Origin of the sequence: Amycolatopsis sp. 2-15 (genome assembly GCF_030285625.1) — a bacterium.
Taxonomy (GTDB): domain Bacteria; phylum Actinomycetota; class Actinomycetes; order Mycobacteriales; family Pseudonocardiaceae; genus Amycolatopsis; species Amycolatopsis carbonis.
Map to the genome: position 1 here is coordinate 9,956,563 of NZ_CP127294.1, position 17,949 is coordinate 9,974,511.

Here is a 17,949-nt window from a genome sequence, read left to right on the forward strand (position 1 = left end):
CAATCAAGCCCTGATCTCGTTCAAGTAGTTGTAGATCGTGTACCGGGTCACGTCCAGGTGCGTGGCCAGGTGGTCCACCGCGTCCTTGATGAGGAAGAACCCCGCCTCGTCCAGTTCGCGCACGACGGCGGCCTTGTGGCGCTTCTTCATGAGGTCCACGGGGATGCCCGCCTTGCCGATGGCGCGCTCGACCAGGAAGCGTTGCAGGCTGTCGACGTCGGGCGGGAACGTCTCGGGCCGCGAGGCGGGCGCGTCCGGGGAAGGCGACGTTTCGCTGTTCACGCACAGGCAGCCGACCGCCACGCCGTCGGCGTCGCGGAGGAACAGGGTGGACGAGCGGATCGCGCGGCCATCCGGCCCGTGGGTGCGGTAGTTGGTCAGGTCCTGGGTGGTGCCACGGCGGACGAGGCCCAGCAGGAAATCCGTCATGGGCCCGCCGACGGAGCGGCCGGTGACGTCGCCCGCGATGGCGACGATGGAGTCGGGCAGGCGGGACAGGTCGTGGAGCAGGACCTCGTTGCCGGGGCCCAGCATGGTGGCCAGGCCGTCGACGGCGGGGATCAGGGCGGCCAGCAACGCGTGTGTCGCGCCACCTGAGACCACCGACGGAAAGGTCACCGAAGTACCCGGGTGCAGGAGACTTTCCAAAGCGGACCGGACGGCCTCGGCCGCGGAAACGGGCGTCGAGGCGTGCGGTGAGAGGCGGACGTGTTCCGGCCGCACCGTCGCCGCGATGCCGGCCGCCGACAGAGCCGCGCCCACCTGTTCCGCGGGGTGGCCGGGCAGCTCGAACGCCAGGATCCCGGCGCGACGGTCCACTGCGGACACGATCGACGCGCCCAGCGACAGCAGCACCTCTTCCAGCTCAGCCACGCGCTCACTCACGCGCAGAGCGATCGCTCCGACACCCGCCTCCTCCACCAGCTCCAAAGCCGCCGCGAAGGCGCCCGACGTGATGGGGCTGAGGTTCGAGATCGACCAGCCGGCGGCGGTCGTGTCGGCGGGGTGGATCTCGTCGTCGAACAGGCCGGGGTCACGCGCGCCCGTCCAGCCGGACAGGATCGGGTCCATGCGCTCCAGCGCGCGGTCGGACAGCACCGCGAAGCCCGTGCCCCAGCCGGCCCGCAGCCACTTCTGGCCGCCGACCACGAGCACGTCCGCGACCTCCCACGGCGCCTCGATCACGCCGAAACCCTGGATCCCGTCGACGACCAGCAGCCGGTCGCCCACCACCTCGCGCAACGCGGCGAGGTCGGCGCGGTAGCCGGTGCGGAAGTCGACGGCACTCACCGACACGACCGTCGTCTCGGGCGTCAACGCCTCAGCCACCCGCGAAGCAGTCACAGGCCCGGCTGGCAGCCGCCGCAGGACCACCCGCCCAGCCTGCGAAGCACGTGCCCACGGATACGTGTTCGCCGGGAACTCCCCTGCCGAGACCAGCACCTCACCGTGGGAGTTGAACGCCGCCTGGAACAACCCCAGGCTCGTGTGCGGCAGCAGCACAGTGTGGTCGGTGTCGCTGCCGCACAGCCGCGCCGCGGCCGCCTTCGCGCGCGTCTCCTGGCGCATCAGCTCGTCCACAGTGGACGGGCCGGCCTTCGTCGCGGCTTCCAGCAGGTTCGCCGTGGTGTCGAGCACCGCGTGCGACGGCGGCCCGAACCGCGCGAAGTCGAGGTAGCCGGCGGGCTCGTCGAACTGCAGCAGGTACCGGGGCGAGATCCGCGTCACGAGAGGACCCGCGCGAGGAACTGGCGGGTGCGCTCGTGCTCCGGGTTCTTCAGCACGGTCTCGGGCGGGCCCGTCTCGACCACCGCACCGTCGGCGAGGAACACCACCTCGTCGGCCGCCTCGGCGGCGAAGGCCATCTCGTGCGTCACGACCACCATCGTCATCCCCTCCCGCGCCAACGTACCCATCACCGCCAGCACCTCCCCCACCAGCTCCGGGTCGAGCGCCGACGTCGGCTCGTCGAACAACATCAGCTTCGGCTTCATCGCCAGCGACCGCGCGATCGCCACGCGCTGCTGCTGCCCGCCGGAAAGCTGCGCCGGGTACGCGTCCGCGCGGTGGGCGAGGCCCACGCGGTCCAGCAGCTCCAACGCCTCCGCGCGGGCCTGCGCCGGGTTCGTCCCGAGCACGCGCACCGGCCCCTCGACCACGTTCTCCAGCGCCGTCCGGTGCCCGAACAGGTTGAACCGCTGGAACACCATGCCGATGTCGCGGCGCTGGCGAGCGACGTCCTTTTCGCGCAGCTCGTACAGCTTCCCGCCGCGCAGCCGGAAGCCGATCGGCTCGCCGTCGACCCACACCTGCCCGGCGTCGATGGTCTCGAGGTGGTTGAGGCACCTGAGAAAGGTGCTCTTGCCCGCCCCCGACGGCCCGAGCAAGCACACCACCTGCCCCCGGCGTACCTCCAGGTCGATGCCCTTGAGCACCTCGGTGTTCCCGTAGCTCTTGCGCACGCCGACGGCACGCAGCAGTGGTTCAGACACGGGCACTCCTCACGAGCGGCATCCCCCGCAACGCCTTCCCCACCCTCGCCGCGGGCCCGCGATCGGCCGCGCCGAACGAGCGTTCCAGGTAGTGCTGCCCAACGCCGGCCACGGTCACCACGACCATGTACCAGATCGCGGCCGCGATGAGCGTTTCCATGACCAGCAGGTTGTTGGACGAGATGTTGTTGGCCGCGTGGATCAGCTCGGTCACGCCGATCACCGACGCCATCGACGTGCCCTTGAGCATGTTGATGAAGTCGTTGCCGGTCGGCGGGATGATCACGCGCATGGCCTGCGGCAGCACCACGCGCCGCAGCGTCGCGCCCGGCGTCATGCCGATGGACTTCGCGGCCTCGGTCTGTCCGACGTCCACACTGGTCAGCCCCGCGCGCACGATCTCGGCCATGTAGGCGCTTTCGTTCAAGGCCAAACCGAGCAGCGCCGCGGTGAACGCGCTGATCAGCACGTTCGTCTGCTCGTGGACGAGGTAACCGCCGAAGGGCAGCGGGATCGAGATCGTCGGAAAGATCAGCGCGAGGTTGTACCAGATCAGGATCTGCAGCAGCACCGGAAGCCCGCGGAAGAGCCAGATGTACGCGGCCGCGAACCACTTCGCCACCGGGTTGGCGCTGCGGCGCAACAGGGCGATCAGGATGCCGAGCACGATCGCCACGGCCTGCGAGATCACCGCGAGCACCACGGTGTTGAGCAGCCCGACGGCCATCACGCGGTAGAACACGAAGTCGGGCACCGAGTCCCACTCGATCTGGGCCTGCGCGAGCGCGAACCCCAGCAGCACGAGCAGGGCGACGATGACCATCGCGCTGACCCAGCGGCCCCAGTGTTTCAGCCGGACGATCGGCAGCGGCTCAGCTCCCGCCATTGACGGCCGCCTCCTTGACCGCGCCCTGCTCCACGCCCCAGGCCTGCAGGATCTTGCCGTACGTACCGTCGGTGACGAGCTCCTGCAGCGCCTGCTTCACGGCGTCGCGCAGCTTCGTGTTGCTCTTGGTGAAGCCGATCCCGTACGGCCCGCCCTCGATCGGCGCGCCCGGCACGACCTCGAAGAACTTGCCGTCGCCCGCGGTGCGCGAGATGTAGACGGCGCTGGGCAGGTCGTTGAGGATCGCGGCGACGCGGCCGGTGCGCAGCTGGTTCTGGTTCTGCGTGTCGGAGTCGGTGGCTGTGACAGTGATCGCCGGCTTGCCTGCCTGCGTGCACTTGGTGCTCTGCGCGGCGGCGAACTTCTGGTGGCTCGTGCCCTGCACCACGGCGACGTTCTTGCCGCACAGCGTGTCCGGCCCAGTGATGGCGTCGGGGTTGCCCTTGCGGACCATGATCGTGATACCAGAGGAGAAGTAGTCGACGAAGTCGATCTGCTGCTGGCGTTCTTTGGTGTCGTTCATCGCGGCCATGGTCAGGTCCACGCGGCCGGACTGCAAGCTCGTGATCAGCGAGCCGAACGCCATGTCCTGATAGGACACCGTGACACCCAGCTTCGCGCCGATCGCCTTGGCCAGGTCCACCTCGTAGCCGATCGGCGTCTTGCCGTCGCTCGAGTAGAAGTTGTTGGGCGCCGACTGGATGTTCGACGCGAGGTGCAGCGTCTTGACCTGCGCGACGGCCGGCGGCAGGGCGGCGGTGAGCTGCGCGTCCGGCTTCACGGCGGCGATGAGCGCGGCGTTGTCCGGGATCGGCGAGGCTCCCCCGCCGGCCGGCTGCTGCGTGCCGCAGGCGCCGTCGGGACCACCTCCGCAGGCCGCGGTGACGAGGGCGAGCGCACCGGTCAGCAGGGCGGCCTGCCAGGCGCGGGTACGGGACGGCGACGGCATCAGGGACCTCCAGGGCGTCGTGATGGGCGGAACGGTACAACTGGTTGTTGAAGTGGTCAACAGTCAGTTGAAATTCGCTGGTCCGATAAGGTTCGATCATGCGCATCGGAGTGCTCGGAGCCGCCGGAATCGTGCCGGAAGCCCTGCTCAAGCCGGCCCGGGAGAACCCCGATGTCGACATCGCGGCCATCGCCGCGCGCGACATCTCGCGTGCCCACGAGTTCGCCGCGAAGCACCGCGTCCCCGAGGTGCACGCGACCTACGAAGAGCTGCTCGCCGACCCGTCCATCGACGCCGTCTACAACCCGACGCCCAACGGTCTCCACGGCCGCTGGACCCTCGCCGCCCTGGCCGCCGGCAAGCACGTGCTGTGCGAGAAACCCTTCAGCGCCAACGCTTCCGAAGCCCGCCTAGTCGCCGACGCGGCCGAAGCGGCCGGGCTCGTGGTGATGGAGGCCTTCCACTACCGCTACCACCCGTTCACGCGGCGCATGGAGGAACTGCTCGCCTCCGGCGAGCTGGGCGAGGTGCAGCACATCGAGACCGCCGTATGCTTCCCGCTGCCGAAGTTCTCCGACATCCGCTACAACCTGTCCCTGGCGGGCGGCGCCACCATGGACGCGGGCTGCTACGCCGTCCACATGGCCCGCGTCCTGGGCGGCGCGACCCCCACCGTCGTCGATGCCCGCGCCAAGCTGCGGTCCCCGGAAATCGACCGCGCCATGACCGCGTCCCTGCGCTTCCCGTCCAGCGCGACGGGCCGGGTGCGCGCCTCACTGTGGTCCTCGGACGTGCTGCGCATCAGCGCCCGCGTTGTCTGCAGCGGTGGCGAGCTGCGGGCGATCAACCCGCTCTCCCCGCAGTTCTGGCACCGCCTGTCCGTCCGACGCGGCGATTCCCGCTCAGTGGAACGCTTCTCCCACCGGCCTTCGTACGCCTACCAACTCGAAGCCTTCGCGGACGCGGTGTTGCGCGACGTGCCGCCTTTGACGTCACCTGCCGACGCCATCGAAACCATGACCGCCATCGACGCGATCTACGAAGCCGCCGGCTTGCGCCCCCGCGTCCCCACGTCCTGACGCACCCTCATCAACGCGAACCCCAGCAGATTGAGCCCCCGCCACGCGCGGGGCTCGCCCACCCGCTCGTCGTCCGGCGCCAACCCGATCCCCCACACCCGATCCACCGGGCTCGCCTCGACCAGCACGCGCTCCCCGGTGTTCACCAGGAACTCGGCCAGCCCGGCGTTCTGCCCGAACTTCGCCCCGTTCCCTTCCACGACGATCTCGAACCGGTTGGCGTTCCACACTTCGTCGCTGAAGCCTCTTACTTCGCGACCGAGCGCCTTCGCCGCGCCCGGATGCACGGCCCGGTGAATCCGCTCCGCCGCGGCCTCATCCCCGAACAGCGTCGCCTTCCGCCACATCATGTAATGCTCGGCCGTCGCGAACAGCCGCCCACCCACCTCGAACCCCGCCGGCCACCACTGACTCAGACACCCCGCCCCGATCCGCCCACCCGGCTCCGGCCGGTGCCCCCAGAAGGCCAGATACTTGAACCTCCGCCCCCGGTCCAGGGCACGACAGAGCTCATCGAACGTCCGCGGCTGTGGTCCCATACCGACAGTGTGAACGAGTCTGGGGAGTTTTGCCCGGGGTTTGCGCAGGTTGACGGGGTTGGGGTGGCTTTGAAGGGGTGTCGCTGAGTGGGATTGGGTTGGGGGGTGTTGGTGAGTAGTTCGGCGGTTGTGCGGCTGGGTGAGGGGTGTTGGCGGGGTGGCTGTTTTGGTGTGGGAGTGGGAGTTTGGGCTGATCTGACAGCGGAACGCGGCTCGCCCCGGCAGCGCGATTTGCCTCACGGCGGCAACACCGACCGAACCATCATGGTTACGCGAGTCGACCCACGCCGGCAACGCTGATCGACCCATCCCTACCGCGCGAAGCGGCTCATCCCAACAACGCAACGCCACACGGCCTCCCGACAGAACCCCCTCCCCACTCCCCCCGGTTCCCCCCACACAAGCGACACCTTTCCCCCACCACAAAACGCAACAGGCCCTCCCAGCTGCGGGAGACCTCCCACCCCCCTCCCCTTCCCCTCCCGGCTCCCCGACAAGAAGCCTCAGCGCGGTTCGGGGCTGGTTGTCAAGGTACTCTTTCCCGCCTTGACAACCAGCCCCGAACCGTAGCCACAATTGTCGGCTTCGGGGAGCTCTCGCCAAGTGCTGTTGTCTTTCACCGTTAGGCGAGGGGTGTTCAGTGGGGGAGGAAAGACCCGCCTACGGCGGAAAAGATATGCATATATCACCACCCCGATTTTTCTATCGTTCTACGGTGCTCGCTTTGCGTCAAGGCGGGAAAGAGTACCTTGACACAAAGCAAGCACCGTAGAGAAGGTAAAGAATCGGGGGGTCACCGGGGGAAAGGATGTTGAAGGAGTTTTCGTTGCAGCCTGAGTGGGGGGTCGCCAAATGCAAAGAAAAGATCAAAAGCCGGAGTTCCGTTACAGCCTGAGTGGGGTCGGCAGTGCAACGAAAAGCCCATACGCAGAGCAGGTTTCTTCGTTGCAGTCCAGGTCGAGGGTCGGCGATGCGACGGCGTGCGCCGCCATCAAGCCCACCACCGAGAAATCCCCTGCGCACCGCACACCCGGCCCCGACAGCGGGAACCCAACCCCCGCCCAGTTCAGACCACCTCGCCAGCTAGCGTGGCCCGTATGGAGATCGACCTCAGCACCCGCGGCGACGAGTTCCGGGCCTTCTGGACCGAGCGTCGGCTCGCCTCCCTCACGACGGTCCGGCCCGACGGAACGCCCCACGTCGTGGCGGTGGGCGTCACGGTCGACTTCGAGGCCGGTGTCGCGAGGGTCATCACGTTCTCCGACTCCCACAAGGCGCGCCTTGCCAAGGCGGCGGGTGAAGACGGCGTGGCGGCGGCGGTGTGCCAGCTCGAAGGCCCGGTCTGGTCCACGTTGGAGGGCCGCATGTTCCTGCGCGAAGACGCGGAAGCTGTCAAGGATGCCGAGGATCGGTACGCCGCTCGGTACCGGCAGCCGAAGCCGAACCCGAAGCGGGTCGTGTTGGAGATCCGGATCAAGAGGGTCATCGGCAACGCCTAGGCGCGGGCGTGCACCAGCCAGGTGTACTCCGCGATCAAGGCGGCGAGGTCCGTATCTTCTCCGGCAGCCGCCAGTTGCTGGTGCCCGATGAGCATGGCCAGGCCGAGAGCGGTCAGGGTGCGGGCGAGGGCAGCGTCCCCCACCAGGCCCTTCACGGCCCGCCCCACGGTTTTCAGTCGGGCGTCGTCGACTCGTTTCTGGGCTGCCCGCACGGCTTCGTCGTTGGCGGCCCAGGCGCGGATCGCCGCCTCGGCCTTGTGGTGCAGGCCGAGGGTCAGTTCCATCAACGCCGCGAAATCAGCGGCGGGGCCGGCCTGGCCGAACGAGCCCGAAGCCAGGATCAGGATCTGCCGATTCTCCCAGAAGACGAGCAATTCTTCGACGAAAGCCGACCAGCCGCCGAAATGGTGATAAAAGGACCCGCTGGTCACGCCCAGATCGCGGCAAAGGCGGCCGACGTTCAAGCCGGCGAAACCGTCACCGGCCAGAATCTCCAGGGCCGACTCGAAGTACTGTTCCCGGGTCACCGCCGCCATCAGACGTTGCGGTCCCGATCCCGCCAATAAGGCTCGCGCAGAGAACGTTTCAGGATCTTCCCCGTCGCGTTGCGTGGCAGGGCTTCGAGGACGTCGACGCTGCTCGGGCACTTGAAGTGGGCCAAGCGTTCGCGGCAGAACTCCAGCAGCTTGTCCACGTCGAGGACCTCGCCAGGGACTGGCGCGATCACGGCCTTCACCTGCTCGCCCCACCGCTCGTCCGGCACGCCGATCACGGCGACCTCCGCGACGCCGGGGAACTCGGCCACCACGCGTTCCACCTCGGGCGAATAGACGTTCTCGCCGCCGGTGATGATCATGTCCTTCACGCGGTCTTCGAGAAAGACGAACCCGCCGTCGTCGACGCGGCCGATGTCGCCCGTGCGCACCCAGCCGTCGACGATCGTCTCAGCGGAGGCCTCGGGTTTGCCCAGGTAACCCGACATCCGTTGGTCGGTGCGGATCCACACCTCGCCGGACTCGGCGTCCGCCAAGGTCGCCGGGTCGACGATCCGCACGTCGACGCCGGGGACGGGGGTGCCGGCGGAAGCCAGGCGCTCGGGGCGCGACGCGTCGCGGTGCGCGACGCCGTCGAGGGTGGTCACGGCGCCGGACAGCTCCGTCATGCCGTACACCTGCACGAACTCCATGTCCGGCCACGCGGCCAGAGCCGTGCGCAGGAGTGGGAGCGGCATGGGAGACGCGCCGTAGCCGAGGTACTTCAGGCGGGAGAAGCCGGCGATCGCCTGTTCGCCCGCCTGCACGATCGCGCCGACCACCGCCGGCACGAGGAACGCGTGCGTCGCCCCCGCGGCCAGGGCGCCGAACAGCGACGGGGCGTCCGGTTCGCGGGTCATGATCGTCGGCAGGCCGGTGAGGAAACCCAGGATGGCGTAACAGGTCCCGCCGACGTGGAACAGCGGCATGGCCACCAGGTTCTTGTCGCCGTCGGTCATCGGGAACGCCGTGCCCACCGCGATGCCGTGCGTCAGCACGCTGCGGTGAGTCAGCACGGCGCCCTTCGGGAAACCCGTGGTGCCGCTGGTGTACATCACGAGCACACCGTCGTCCTCGGTTGCCGGCGGCAAGTCCACAGAGGACGGATCACCCGCCGAGACAAGAGCTTCGAACGCGTCGGAGTCCCCGCCCACGACAACGAACCGCCGCAACGCGGGCAGCCGCTCTCGGATCTCCTCCAGAACCGGCACCAGCTCCGCCCCGACGAAAACGATCTCCGCACCGGAATCCGCGAGAATGTAAGCCAGCTCGTCCGGCGACAGCCGCCAGTTCACGATCGCGTTGGCCGCTCCCAGGGCCGCCACGGCGAAGGACACCTCGAGGCACGCGGGGTGGTTCTTGTCCACGAACGCCACCCGGTCGCCGCGGCCGACGCCCTCGGCCGCCAGAGCCGCGGACAGCCGCCGCACCCGCTCGTCGAACTCCGCCCAGGTCCGCGTGATACCGCCGAAGGTCACCGCCGGCTCGTCGCCCCGCTCGCGCGCCCAGTGTTCGAGGACGTCTCCGAGCAGGCGGAAATCGGGACGGTCGTCGACAGCCACGTGCGGCTCCCTTCGCAGGCACCAGCGCCATAGAGTGCTCTATGGTGCGACGCCGAAACCCCGGCCGTCAACACCCCGGCCAGGGGAAAGTCACTCAGGCGAAGAGCGCCAGCACCCCTTCGGCGCTGCGGACCACCACGTGCGCGGCAGCGCGCTCGGCCGGCGGGCGGTCCTGCCGTTCGGCCTCGTGCCGCCACCGCAGCACGGCGTCCGCGCCGGCGGCGTAGACCTCCCGCGGGTCGGTCTCGAAGTCGAGGCCCAGCCGTTCCTCCGGCGTGGTCCCCTGCGCCCCCAGCAGCCGCACGGCTTCGTCCGCAGGCTCGCCGGACAGCGCGGTCCGCCCGCCACGGATGTCGGCGATCAGGCGCAGCTCCGTGAAGTCGTGAGCGGTCGCCGCGAAGCGCTCCACGCGCGCCTCCAGCCGGTCGCTCCCCGGCCGCGGTTCGTTCTGCAGCACGGCTTCCAGCCGCACCACCGCCGTCCGCGCCTTCAGCGCCTCAGCGCGCGCCGCGAAGCACCCCGCGACGGTGTCCCGCAGCTCCCCCAGCCCACTGCGCCGCACCAGCTCCGTGGACAGCTTCACGCGGCTGTCGCTGCCCGTGCGGATCAACGTCAGCGCCAGCTTCACCCCGAACAACCCGAACCGCGAAACCAGCGACCGCCGCGTGTCCACGGAAACCGGCCCCGGGAACGCGGGATCGGTGAACGCGTCCACCGACAGCAGGTAGCGCTCCAGCTCCTCACGCGGCACGGCGGCGAACGCGGCCAGCAGCTCGAACTCGTCGTCGGTGAACGCACGAGCGCCGTACGCGAGCTGCGCGGCCACGGCGATCACGCCCTGCGCGCCGCTGCACAACGGGTCCTCGCGCCACGCCCGGCGCGCCAGCTGCTTGGCCGTGAGCAGCGCGTCGATCCGGCCCGCGCCCGTCTCGTCGGCGCGCGCGAGCACCAGGACCGTGTCCACGGCCGTCTGGCGCGCGAACGCCGAGCGGGCGGCCGGGTGCGCACTCGCCAGCTCGTCGGGCTCGAGGTGGCGCAGCAGCCGCACGGCCGCGTCGGTCGGCACCGAGGCGGCCGGGTCGTCGGCGAGGGTCAGGTCGCGCAACGACCGCGTCTCGCCGAGCGCCGCCGCGAGCGTCGACTTGCCGGTGCCCGCCGCGCCGGTGATGCCGACGCGCAGCGGTTCGTCGAGGTGGTTGAGGGCTTCGTGCAGCGACGCGGCTGCGCGCGGGCTGTCGCGGTAGAGCCCGCAGGCTTCGGCCAGCAGGCCGCGGACGTCCTCGGTCACGCCGGCAGCTCCCTCGGCGCGCGGCCCGCGAGCACACCCAGCTCGCCGGCGCGCTGGTGCAGACCGGCGAGGCGCTCGATCTCGCGGCGCAGCTTCACCATCCGCCGTTCCCGCTCGGCCGAGCCGGCGATGATCGTCTCGCGCTCGCGCGCGAGCTGGTCGGCCAGCTCCTCGGCCAGCGCCGTGAAGTGGTCGCGCAGTTTCCGCTGCACGCCGCGGATCGCGTCGCGGCATTCCTTGGAGAACCGCAGGAAAACGTCGTCGACGTGGCGCTGCGCGGTCATCTTCGCCACGGCCTGGCGGCGCTGCAGCCGCATGCCGCCCTCGTCGCTGATCGTCTTCGCCGCGAAGGCCGCGCCCGCGCCGAGCGAGACGGGGTTGATCAGCGGCAGCCCGGCGAGGCTCGTGACGAGGCCGAACATCAGCACACCACCGTAGGAACCACGCAGACCCGTGAACAGCTTCTGCCCGATCTTGAACCCCTCGATGCGCGGCTGGCGGACGTCGGCGATCAGCTCGGCGCCCGACTCCCCGAGCCGCAGGTCGTGCAGGTCGTACTGCGCCCCGAAAGCTGCCGCGACCGCCTGCGCGATCCACTCCGCGCGATCGGCGGTGAAGTTGTAGTTCGTCTCCACGGCCTCGGCGAGCGTCTTGTCGAGCCACGGCCCGAACTCGTCCCACACCTTCACCGGGTCGCCCTTGTCGAAGGTCTCGTCGATGGTCTCGACGATCTTGCGGGTGCGCTCGCGCAGGTCGTACTCGGCGTCGGACTGCAGGTCCGCGATCTCGTCGGCGAGCAGGTTCTGCCAGCGGGTGTTGCGCTTGCGCAGCTCGTCGGCCTTGCGCTGCGCGCGGTGCAGCAGGGTCGTCTGGTCCACGCCCGCGTCCTGCCCGGCGAGCTCCGCGCGGGCCCGCAGCGTCTCCACGAGCTCCGCGGTCGCCGCACGCACGCTCAGCGCGGCCAGCACGGCGCTCGTGTGCTCCGGCGGCCGCGCGGCCTGCTCCGCGATCCACGCGAGCAGCGGGGGAAAGCCGGAGCGCGAGTTGAGGTCCTGGTCCCCCGCCTTCGCCGCGGCCATGCGCACGGTGGCCGATACCGGCAGCACGGGCGAGTCGATGCCGGCGCCCGCGAGCAACGCGCGATCGCGCTCGGCGACGGCGCGCCAGCTCGGGCAGACGTCGATCTTCGTCAGGGCGACCACGACGTGGGGGCACCACGTGCGGACGTGGTGGGCGAGCGCGACCTCCGCCTCGCTGAGCGGGGTGGTGGCATCGGAGACGAGCACGACGGCGTCGGCGTCGGCCAGCACGTCGAGGGCGGCGGCGGTGCGCGGCGAGCGCGGGTCGCCGATCGCGGGGGTGTCGACGAGCACGAGGCCCGCCGAAAGCAGTTCACGCGGCACGCCGACCTCCACGCGGCGCAGCGAGCCCGGGGGGCGCGCGCCGAGTTCACCGGTGAGGCGTTCGACCGGCACGGGCACGCGCTCGTCGGCGCGGCCCACGAGCGTGGCGGCGGGCTGGGCGGAGTAGCCGATCTCCACCGGCACGGCGGGAGTCGCGGCGTCGCCGACGCTGCAGACGGGGGCGTTGAGCACGGCGTTGACCAGGTAGCCCTTGCCCTGCTTGGGAAAACCCAACACGGCGATGCGGGTGACGCCCGGCGGGCGGTCGCGGCGCCGGCGCAGGCGCTGCACCAGGTCTTCGCGGCCGTGGGACCGGCAGGCGTCCAAGGTCTCGTCGAGCACTTCGAGCCAAGCGGAAGCGGTCACGTCGAAGGAGTGTCCCCCGTGCACGAGGAGTGAGCGAACCGGGTGGTGGCTCCGCGGTCGCACCCAGACCGCGGAGCCACTCCGTCAGAGCTTGTGAATCAGAGGTGCAGGTCGAGCCCGGCGCCGCCGTGGCTGGTCTCCGCACCGGCCTGGAGGTCGAGGCCCAGCGTGTGCTGGCCCAGGTCCGTGACGGTCGAGACGGAGTCGTGCACCACGCCGAGGCCGGCGTCGGTGCCCGTGTGCGCGTCGGTGCCGGTGTGGGTGTCGGCGCGCTCGCCGCCCAGGTCCGGAACGACCGAGTGCGTGAGGCCCTGGACCTCGTGGGTCACGCCGCCCACGGCGTGGTCCAGGCCGCCGGCGCCGAGGCCGCTGGTGAGGTTGCCGACCTGGTCGGTGACGGAGCCCGCGAGGTCGCCGACGTGACCCTCGACGCCGCCGGCGGCCTGGGCGAGATTGCTCGTCAGGCCACCCACGGGGGCCATGGCGCCACCGGCGACCGGCAGGTCGCTCACGTGCAGCGGCGCGGAGCCGTCGACCGCACCGGTGACCTGGCCGGCGACATCCTGGGCCTGCGCGACGGCGCCACTGACCGCGCCGGCGTCGAGGCCGCCGGAGAGGTCGTTGACCAGGCCGAAGGCATTTGTCGGGTCCTGCGCGAGGGCGGTGACGCCCGCAGCGGTGTTCTGCAGGTCGGTCACGCCGGACAGTGCGCCGACGACGGGCAGCTCGCCCACGGCCGGGAGCTCGCCCACCGCGGGCAGCTCGCCGACGGCCGGCAGCGCCGGCAGACCCGGGACGGCCGGCAGCGTCGGGACGGAGAGGCCGTCGACGCCGGGCAGGCCCAGCGACGCGGTCAGCGCCTGCAGCTGCTCGATGGCGCCCTGGGGGCCGTCGGCGAGGACGCCGGTGAGGTCGCCCGCCTGCGGGAGGTTGCCGAGCGAGCCCAGGTCGTCGACCGGGATGTAGTCGAGCACCAGCGGCATGACCTCTTGCACGTCGGCGGCGCTGATGTCGCCGAGGCCGGCGGCCTGCAGCGCGGCCGTCGGGTCCTGCGCGAAGGCGGCCAGCGACATCGGGTCGCTGAGCAGGTTGAGCGTGAAGTCGTGCAGGGTCTGCACCGGGTCCATGTGGGGATCTCCAGAGGTGTCGATAACGGGGGATTGGCCCGGCCGTCCCCGGCCAGGTTGCCGATGAAGGTAGAGACGGGGCTCCCCGCCCACATCGGGGTTCACTCCCAGTTGTCACGCGTTGCGCCGTTAGGGGGTCGACGGCTCCCCGTTAGGGAGCATGGGTGACTCATCGACCCAGCAGTGAGGTGAAAACCGACATTCGCTTGTCGTCGGTGACCCGATCGCGTGAGGATGACCGGGGGCCCCGGGATTCGACCGTGCGCCCCTCCGGGAAGCCCCCTCGAAACCGGCTCCGCACCCCTGTTCACTTCGGCGTTCACTAACAGTCGCAGCTCGCTCAGCCGTTAGGGGGTCGATATGAGATCGTTAGGGAGCTACGGGCTCATCCATTCGGGGGCTCGGTTGGGTAAATCCCACCCGCGCTTGCCCGAATGACCCGAACGGGTGAGGATGGCGTACCCCTAGGGGGCGGATTGCTCTCCTTGGCCCGTCCCAGTGCGACGAAGGGAGGAAGCGGCGTTGCCCTATGTGCTCGGCATCGATGTCGCCCACACCCGGACCCACGCCGCCACCCGCCGGAAGCTGACCGACGGCTGGGGCGCCCCCGAACCGCTGTGGCTCGGCGAAAGCTCGCCGGCCGCGGCCACCGCGTTGTTCCTGGACGATGAGGGTTACTTGCTCACCGGCGACGCCGCAGCGCGCGCCGGAACGAGCGTTCCGTCTCGGCTGCTGACGGGCTTCCACCGCCGCATCGGCGACGACGTCCCCGTGTTCGTCGGGGGCGAGCGGTTCTCTCCGGAGTCACTCACCGCAGTCCTCGTCGAGGGCATCGCGGAGCACGCGGGCGCTCAACTGGGAGGAGCACCCCGCCACCTCCTCGTCACCCACCCCGGTGATTGGGGCGACTACCGGCGTGACCTTCTGCGACGAGCGCTGGGTGAATCCGGCTTCGCCGCCGTGACTCTGGTGCCCAGTTCCGTGGGCGCACTTTATGCCCATCTGCCCGATCCCGGACCCGGCGACCACACGGCCGCGGTCTGCGAGTTCGGGCCCGACGGCGTCACCGTCACGCTCGCCACGGCGTCCGGCGCGGGCGGCTGGGTCGCGCGCACGAGCACCGAGGGCGTGGCCCCCGCGGCGGCCGTGAGCACGGCTTTCGCGCTCGCCCACGGGATTTCGGTGCTGCCCGAGAAGCTGGCGGGCATCGTGTTCTCCGGCGAACCGGGTCCGGGTGCGCTGCCGGGCCGGTTGCCGTGCCCCGTGTTCACCTCACCCCAGCCCCCGCTCACGGCCGCGTTCGGAGCCAGTAGCCTCGCTGCTCAACGGATGAGCCCGCCCGCCCGGCGGGAGCAGCCCGTCGCGGAGACGACCCTGATCCCCAAGGTCGACTCGCTACCCGAGCTCACCGAGCGGCCCTCCCCGCCGCCGGTGGACATCACGCCGTTCGAGCTCCCCGAGCCCGAAGGCGTCGCGAAACTGCTCCGCCGGTGGCGTCCGCTCGCCGCCGCGGCAGCGGTGCTCGCGATCGGTTCCTCCGTCCTGATCGCCGCTCTCTCCTCCCACGAAGCCACGGCGGACAAGGGAACCGCCCCGGCCCACCCCGCGTCCCTCACGTCATGCGCCCACCCGGGCGCGGCCCCCACCGGTGAAGGTCACTGTTGAACGCACTGCTGGCGAAGACCGGCACCGACGCCGTCCACCCCGTTGCGCACCTGCTCCTCGCGGAGCTTGCGGCTGCGACCGCGACGCCCGCGCGGCTCGTGGTCGTCGCGCCGGGTGGCTACGGCAAGACCACGCTGCTCGGCGCGCTCGAGTCGGGCTGCCGTGAGGCCGGCGTCGACGCGACGCTCGTCGACGACGCCGACCAGCTCGGCGAAGACGACCTGACGAGACTGACGGCGCTGGCGGGACCGGTCGTGCTGGCGCACCGGCCGAACCCGCGTTCGGAAGCGCTGCGCGCGTTGGCGGAGCCCTTTGCCCGGCAGGTGGCCTTGCCGCCGCTGGACGCCGAGGAGGTCGGCGCGCTCGCCCGGCAGCTCACGGGCCGGCTCGTCGACGGGACGGCGGCGGCTGCGTTGCACTCCCGCACCGGCGGGGTGCCGCGGCTGGTGGAGCGGGCGGTGACCGGGCAGCTCGGTGAGTTCCGGGCCGAGCTGGCGGAGCTCGACGACGACGTGCTGCGGTACTTGATCGCCGCGGAGGCCGGGGCCGGCCGCAATCTCGACCTGCTGTGCGCCTTGCTGGAGCTGGCGCCGGACCGGTTGCCCGAGGTCGTCGACGGTGCCCGGGCGACGGGACTGCTCGACGCGAACGACGAGTTGTTGCCCGTGGCCGCGGAGGCCGTGCGGACCTACGGGCCGCCGGCGCGCCGGCTGACGGTGCTGCAGCAGCTCGTGGAAATCCAGCTGCGGGGCGGGTTGCCTGTGCTGGAGCTGGCGAAGTCGTTGCTGGACACGGGAAGTTCGGGCGCCAGCGCCGCCGCCGCGTTTGCGGCGGCCGCGGGCGAGGCGCTGCCCGGGGACGCGAAGCTGGCGGCGCGGCTGTTCGAAGCCGCCGCCGAGGCCGGGGCGCGCGACACGGCCGTGACGACGGGGTGGGCCCGGGCGGCGGCGTTGTCGGGTGACCTCGACACGGCGCTGCGGCTGGGTGACGGGATGTTGAGCGGCGACGATCCCGAGGCGCGGGCCGCGGGGGCGGAGATCGCCGCGACGGTGCTGGCGCATCGAGGTGAGCTGGCGCGGAGTGCGGAGCTGTACCGGTGGGCCGCGGCGGCGGACGCTTGTGCGCCTGCCGACGGTGACGGGCCGGATCTGACGGCGTCGGCTTGGGGCGCGCCCCGATCGACGCCCGGCCACAACGCGCCGGTGCCCGGCGACGCTTGGGCGCCTTCGTGGAACAACACGCGTGGGCCCGAGGTGTACCGGTGGGCCGGGCGCGGCGCCGCGAACGCGTTCGCCGCGATCGCGCTCGTCGGGACCGGACAGCTGGACGCGGCGCGGAACCTCGTGGACGCGCCCGTGCCCGGCGTGGCGCCGACGCTGTTCGCGGGCGCCGTGACGCGGACGGCCGGCGGCATCGTCGATTCGGTGAGCGGGCAGGGCGCGGACACGCTCTCGGCGCTCGTCGGGGCGGCCGCGATGCTCGAGCCGGCCGCGACGGGCGCACCGCTGCCGGACAGCCCGGCCGCGCTGGCCGCGCTCGTCGGGCTGCACTCGGGTGAGCTGGGGCTCGCCGAATCGGTGCTGGACCGCGCGCTGGCCAGCGAAGTCGGCGGCGACCTGCTCACCGCGCGGCACCGGCTGTTGCTCGGCTGGGTCGCGATGACCAGCGGGCACCTCACCGCCGCCGCCGAGCACCGCGACGCTGTGGCGGGCACCCGTCTCGAAGCCCGCGACGAGCTCTTCTTCGCGACGCTCGAACTCGGCCTCGCCCGGCGCGCGAGCGACCTGGTGGGGCTGCAGCAGTCGTGGGACCGCGCCTACCAGGCGTCAATGCGGCAGCAGACCGACCTGTTCACGCTGCTGCCGCTGGGCGAGCTGGCCATCGCCGCCGCCCGCACCGGCGCGCACGCGAAGCTCACTCGCCAGCTGCGCCACGCCCACGCCATGCTCGGCGAACTCGGCAACCCTCCACTGTGGACGGTTTCCCTGTGCTGGCACGAGCTGCACGCCGCCATCACCGTCGAAGACCTCGACACCGCTTCCCACCAACTGGCCGCCCTGACGAGCTTCGCCGGCCACGGCCGCTACCCCGCCGCGCTGGCCCGCGCCGCCACCTGCTGGCTCGCCGTTCTCAGCGGCGCCTTCGACCACGACGAGGTCTCCGCGACCGCCGCCGAACTCCACGAACTCGACCTCTGCTGGGACGCCGCCCGGTTGGCGGGCCAGGCCGCTATCCGCACATCCGACCGCAAAGCCATGGTCCAGCTCCTCGAAGCCGCCCGCCAATTCCAGGCCGGCACCGGCCGCCGCGAATCCGCCACTCCGGAACCCGGCGCCGCACCCGGCCTCAGCACGCTGAGCGAACGCGAGCTCGAAGTCGCCCGCCTCGTCGTCGACGGCCTGACGTACAAACAGGCCGGCAGCAAGCTCTTCATCTCGGGCAAAACCGTGGAACACCACATGGCGCGGATCCGCGCCAAGCTGGGCGCCGCGGACCGGCGCGAGCTGCTCGCGACGCTGCGGGAGCTGCTCGCCAAGCCCGACCTGTCCTGACTGGAGTGA

14 protein-coding genes are annotated in these 17,949 nt (G+C 71.0%); 4 read left to right on the plus strand and 10 right to left on the minus strand.

Annotated elements, in window-relative coordinates; translation table 11 throughout:
* Positions 1-3: 3 nt before the first annotated feature.
* The 4 genes from QRX50_RS48875 to QRX50_RS48890 are packed head-to-tail and all read right to left on the minus strand — an operon-like array spanning position 4 to position 4,327.
* Positions 4-1,728, minus strand: a complete 1,725-nt coding sequence (locus QRX50_RS48875) for an aminotransferase class V-fold PLP-dependent enzyme (RefSeq protein WP_285969845.1) — start codon at positions 1,726-1,728, stop codon at positions 4-6.
* A complete protein-coding gene (locus QRX50_RS48880; RefSeq protein ID WP_285969846.1) occupies positions 1,725-2,492 on the minus strand; it encodes an amino acid ABC transporter ATP-binding protein in 768 nt (255 codons plus the stop codon). The genes QRX50_RS48875 and QRX50_RS48880 overlap by 4 nt, the downstream gene beginning before the upstream one ends.
* The gene (locus QRX50_RS48885; RefSeq protein WP_285969847.1) at positions 2,485-3,378 is read right to left on the minus strand and encodes an amino acid ABC transporter permease; all 894 of its coding nucleotides are present in this window, start codon (positions 3,376-3,378) and stop codon (positions 2,485-2,487) included. Before QRX50_RS48885 ends, QRX50_RS48880 begins: the two co-directional genes overlap by 8 nt.
* Complete coding sequence (locus QRX50_RS48890) at positions 3,365-4,327, minus strand: ABC transporter substrate-binding protein (protein ID WP_285969848.1); 963 nt, start codon at positions 4,325-4,327, stop codon at positions 3,365-3,367. Before QRX50_RS48890 ends, QRX50_RS48885 begins: the two co-directional genes overlap by 14 nt.
* A 98-nt stretch (positions 4,328-4,425) precedes the next feature.
* Here QRX50_RS48890 and QRX50_RS48895 point away from each other — a divergent pair, with 98 nt between their 5' ends.
* On the plus strand, positions 4,426-5,406 hold the full coding sequence (locus QRX50_RS48895) for a Gfo/Idh/MocA family protein (protein WP_285969849.1): 981 nt from the start codon (positions 4,426-4,428) through the stop codon (positions 5,404-5,406).
* On the opposite strand, the gene ybiA is transcribed toward QRX50_RS48895, so the two are convergent.
* The gene (gene ybiA / locus QRX50_RS48900; RefSeq protein ID WP_285969850.1) at positions 5,364-5,945 is read right to left on the minus strand and encodes a riboflavin biosynthesis intermediates N-glycosidase; all 582 of its coding nucleotides are present in this window, start codon (positions 5,943-5,945) and stop codon (positions 5,364-5,366) included. The genes QRX50_RS48895 and ybiA overlap by 43 nt on opposite strands.
* 1,097 nt (positions 5,946-7,042) lie before the next feature.
* Here ybiA and QRX50_RS48905 point away from each other — a divergent pair.
* Complete coding sequence (locus QRX50_RS48905; protein ID WP_285969851.1) at positions 7,043-7,444, plus strand: pyridoxamine 5'-phosphate oxidase family protein; 402 nt, start codon at positions 7,043-7,045, stop codon at positions 7,442-7,444.
* On the opposite strand, the gene QRX50_RS48910 is transcribed toward QRX50_RS48905, so the two are convergent.
* The 5 genes from QRX50_RS48910 to QRX50_RS48930 form a co-directional block, all read right to left on the minus strand.
* Complete coding sequence (locus tag QRX50_RS48910) at positions 7,441-7,980, minus strand: TetR/AcrR family transcriptional regulator (protein ID WP_285969852.1); 540 nt, start codon at positions 7,978-7,980, stop codon at positions 7,441-7,443. The genes QRX50_RS48905 and QRX50_RS48910 overlap by 4 nt on opposite strands.
* Positions 7,980-9,539 carry a long-chain-fatty-acid--CoA ligase gene (locus QRX50_RS48915; RefSeq protein ID WP_285969853.1) on the minus strand — a complete coding sequence of 520 codons (1,560 nt, stop codon included), beginning with the start codon at positions 9,537-9,539 and terminating at the stop codon, positions 7,980-7,982. Before QRX50_RS48915 ends, QRX50_RS48910 begins: the two co-directional genes overlap by 1 nt.
* A gap of 94 nt (positions 9,540-9,633) precedes the next feature.
* A complete protein-coding gene (locus tag QRX50_RS48920; protein WP_285969854.1) occupies positions 9,634-10,827 on the minus strand; it encodes a P-loop NTPase family protein in 1,194 nt (397 codons plus the stop codon).
* Entirely contained in the window at positions 10,824-12,596 is a 1,773-nt protein-coding gene (locus QRX50_RS48925; protein WP_285969855.1) for a P-loop NTPase family protein, read from the minus strand. Before QRX50_RS48925 ends, QRX50_RS48920 begins: the two co-directional genes overlap by 4 nt.
* Before the next feature lie 98 nt (positions 12,597-12,694).
* The gene (locus QRX50_RS48930) at positions 12,695-13,723 is read right to left on the minus strand and encodes an IniB N-terminal domain-containing protein (RefSeq protein ID WP_285969856.1); all 1,029 of its coding nucleotides are present in this window, start codon (positions 13,721-13,723) and stop codon (positions 12,695-12,697) included.
* A 531-nt stretch (positions 13,724-14,254) separates the two neighbouring features.
* Here QRX50_RS48930 and QRX50_RS48935 point away from each other — a divergent pair.
* Complete coding sequence (locus QRX50_RS48935; RefSeq protein ID WP_434533395.1) at positions 14,255-15,388, plus strand: Hsp70 family protein; 1,134 nt, start codon at positions 14,255-14,257, stop codon at positions 15,386-15,388.
* The gene (locus QRX50_RS48940) at positions 15,385-17,940 is read left to right on the plus strand and encodes a helix-turn-helix transcriptional regulator (protein ID WP_285969858.1); all 2,556 of its coding nucleotides are present in this window, start codon (positions 15,385-15,387) and stop codon (positions 17,938-17,940) included. The genes QRX50_RS48935 and QRX50_RS48940 overlap by 4 nt, the downstream gene beginning before the upstream one ends.
* Positions 17,941-17,949 lie beyond the last annotated feature (9 nt).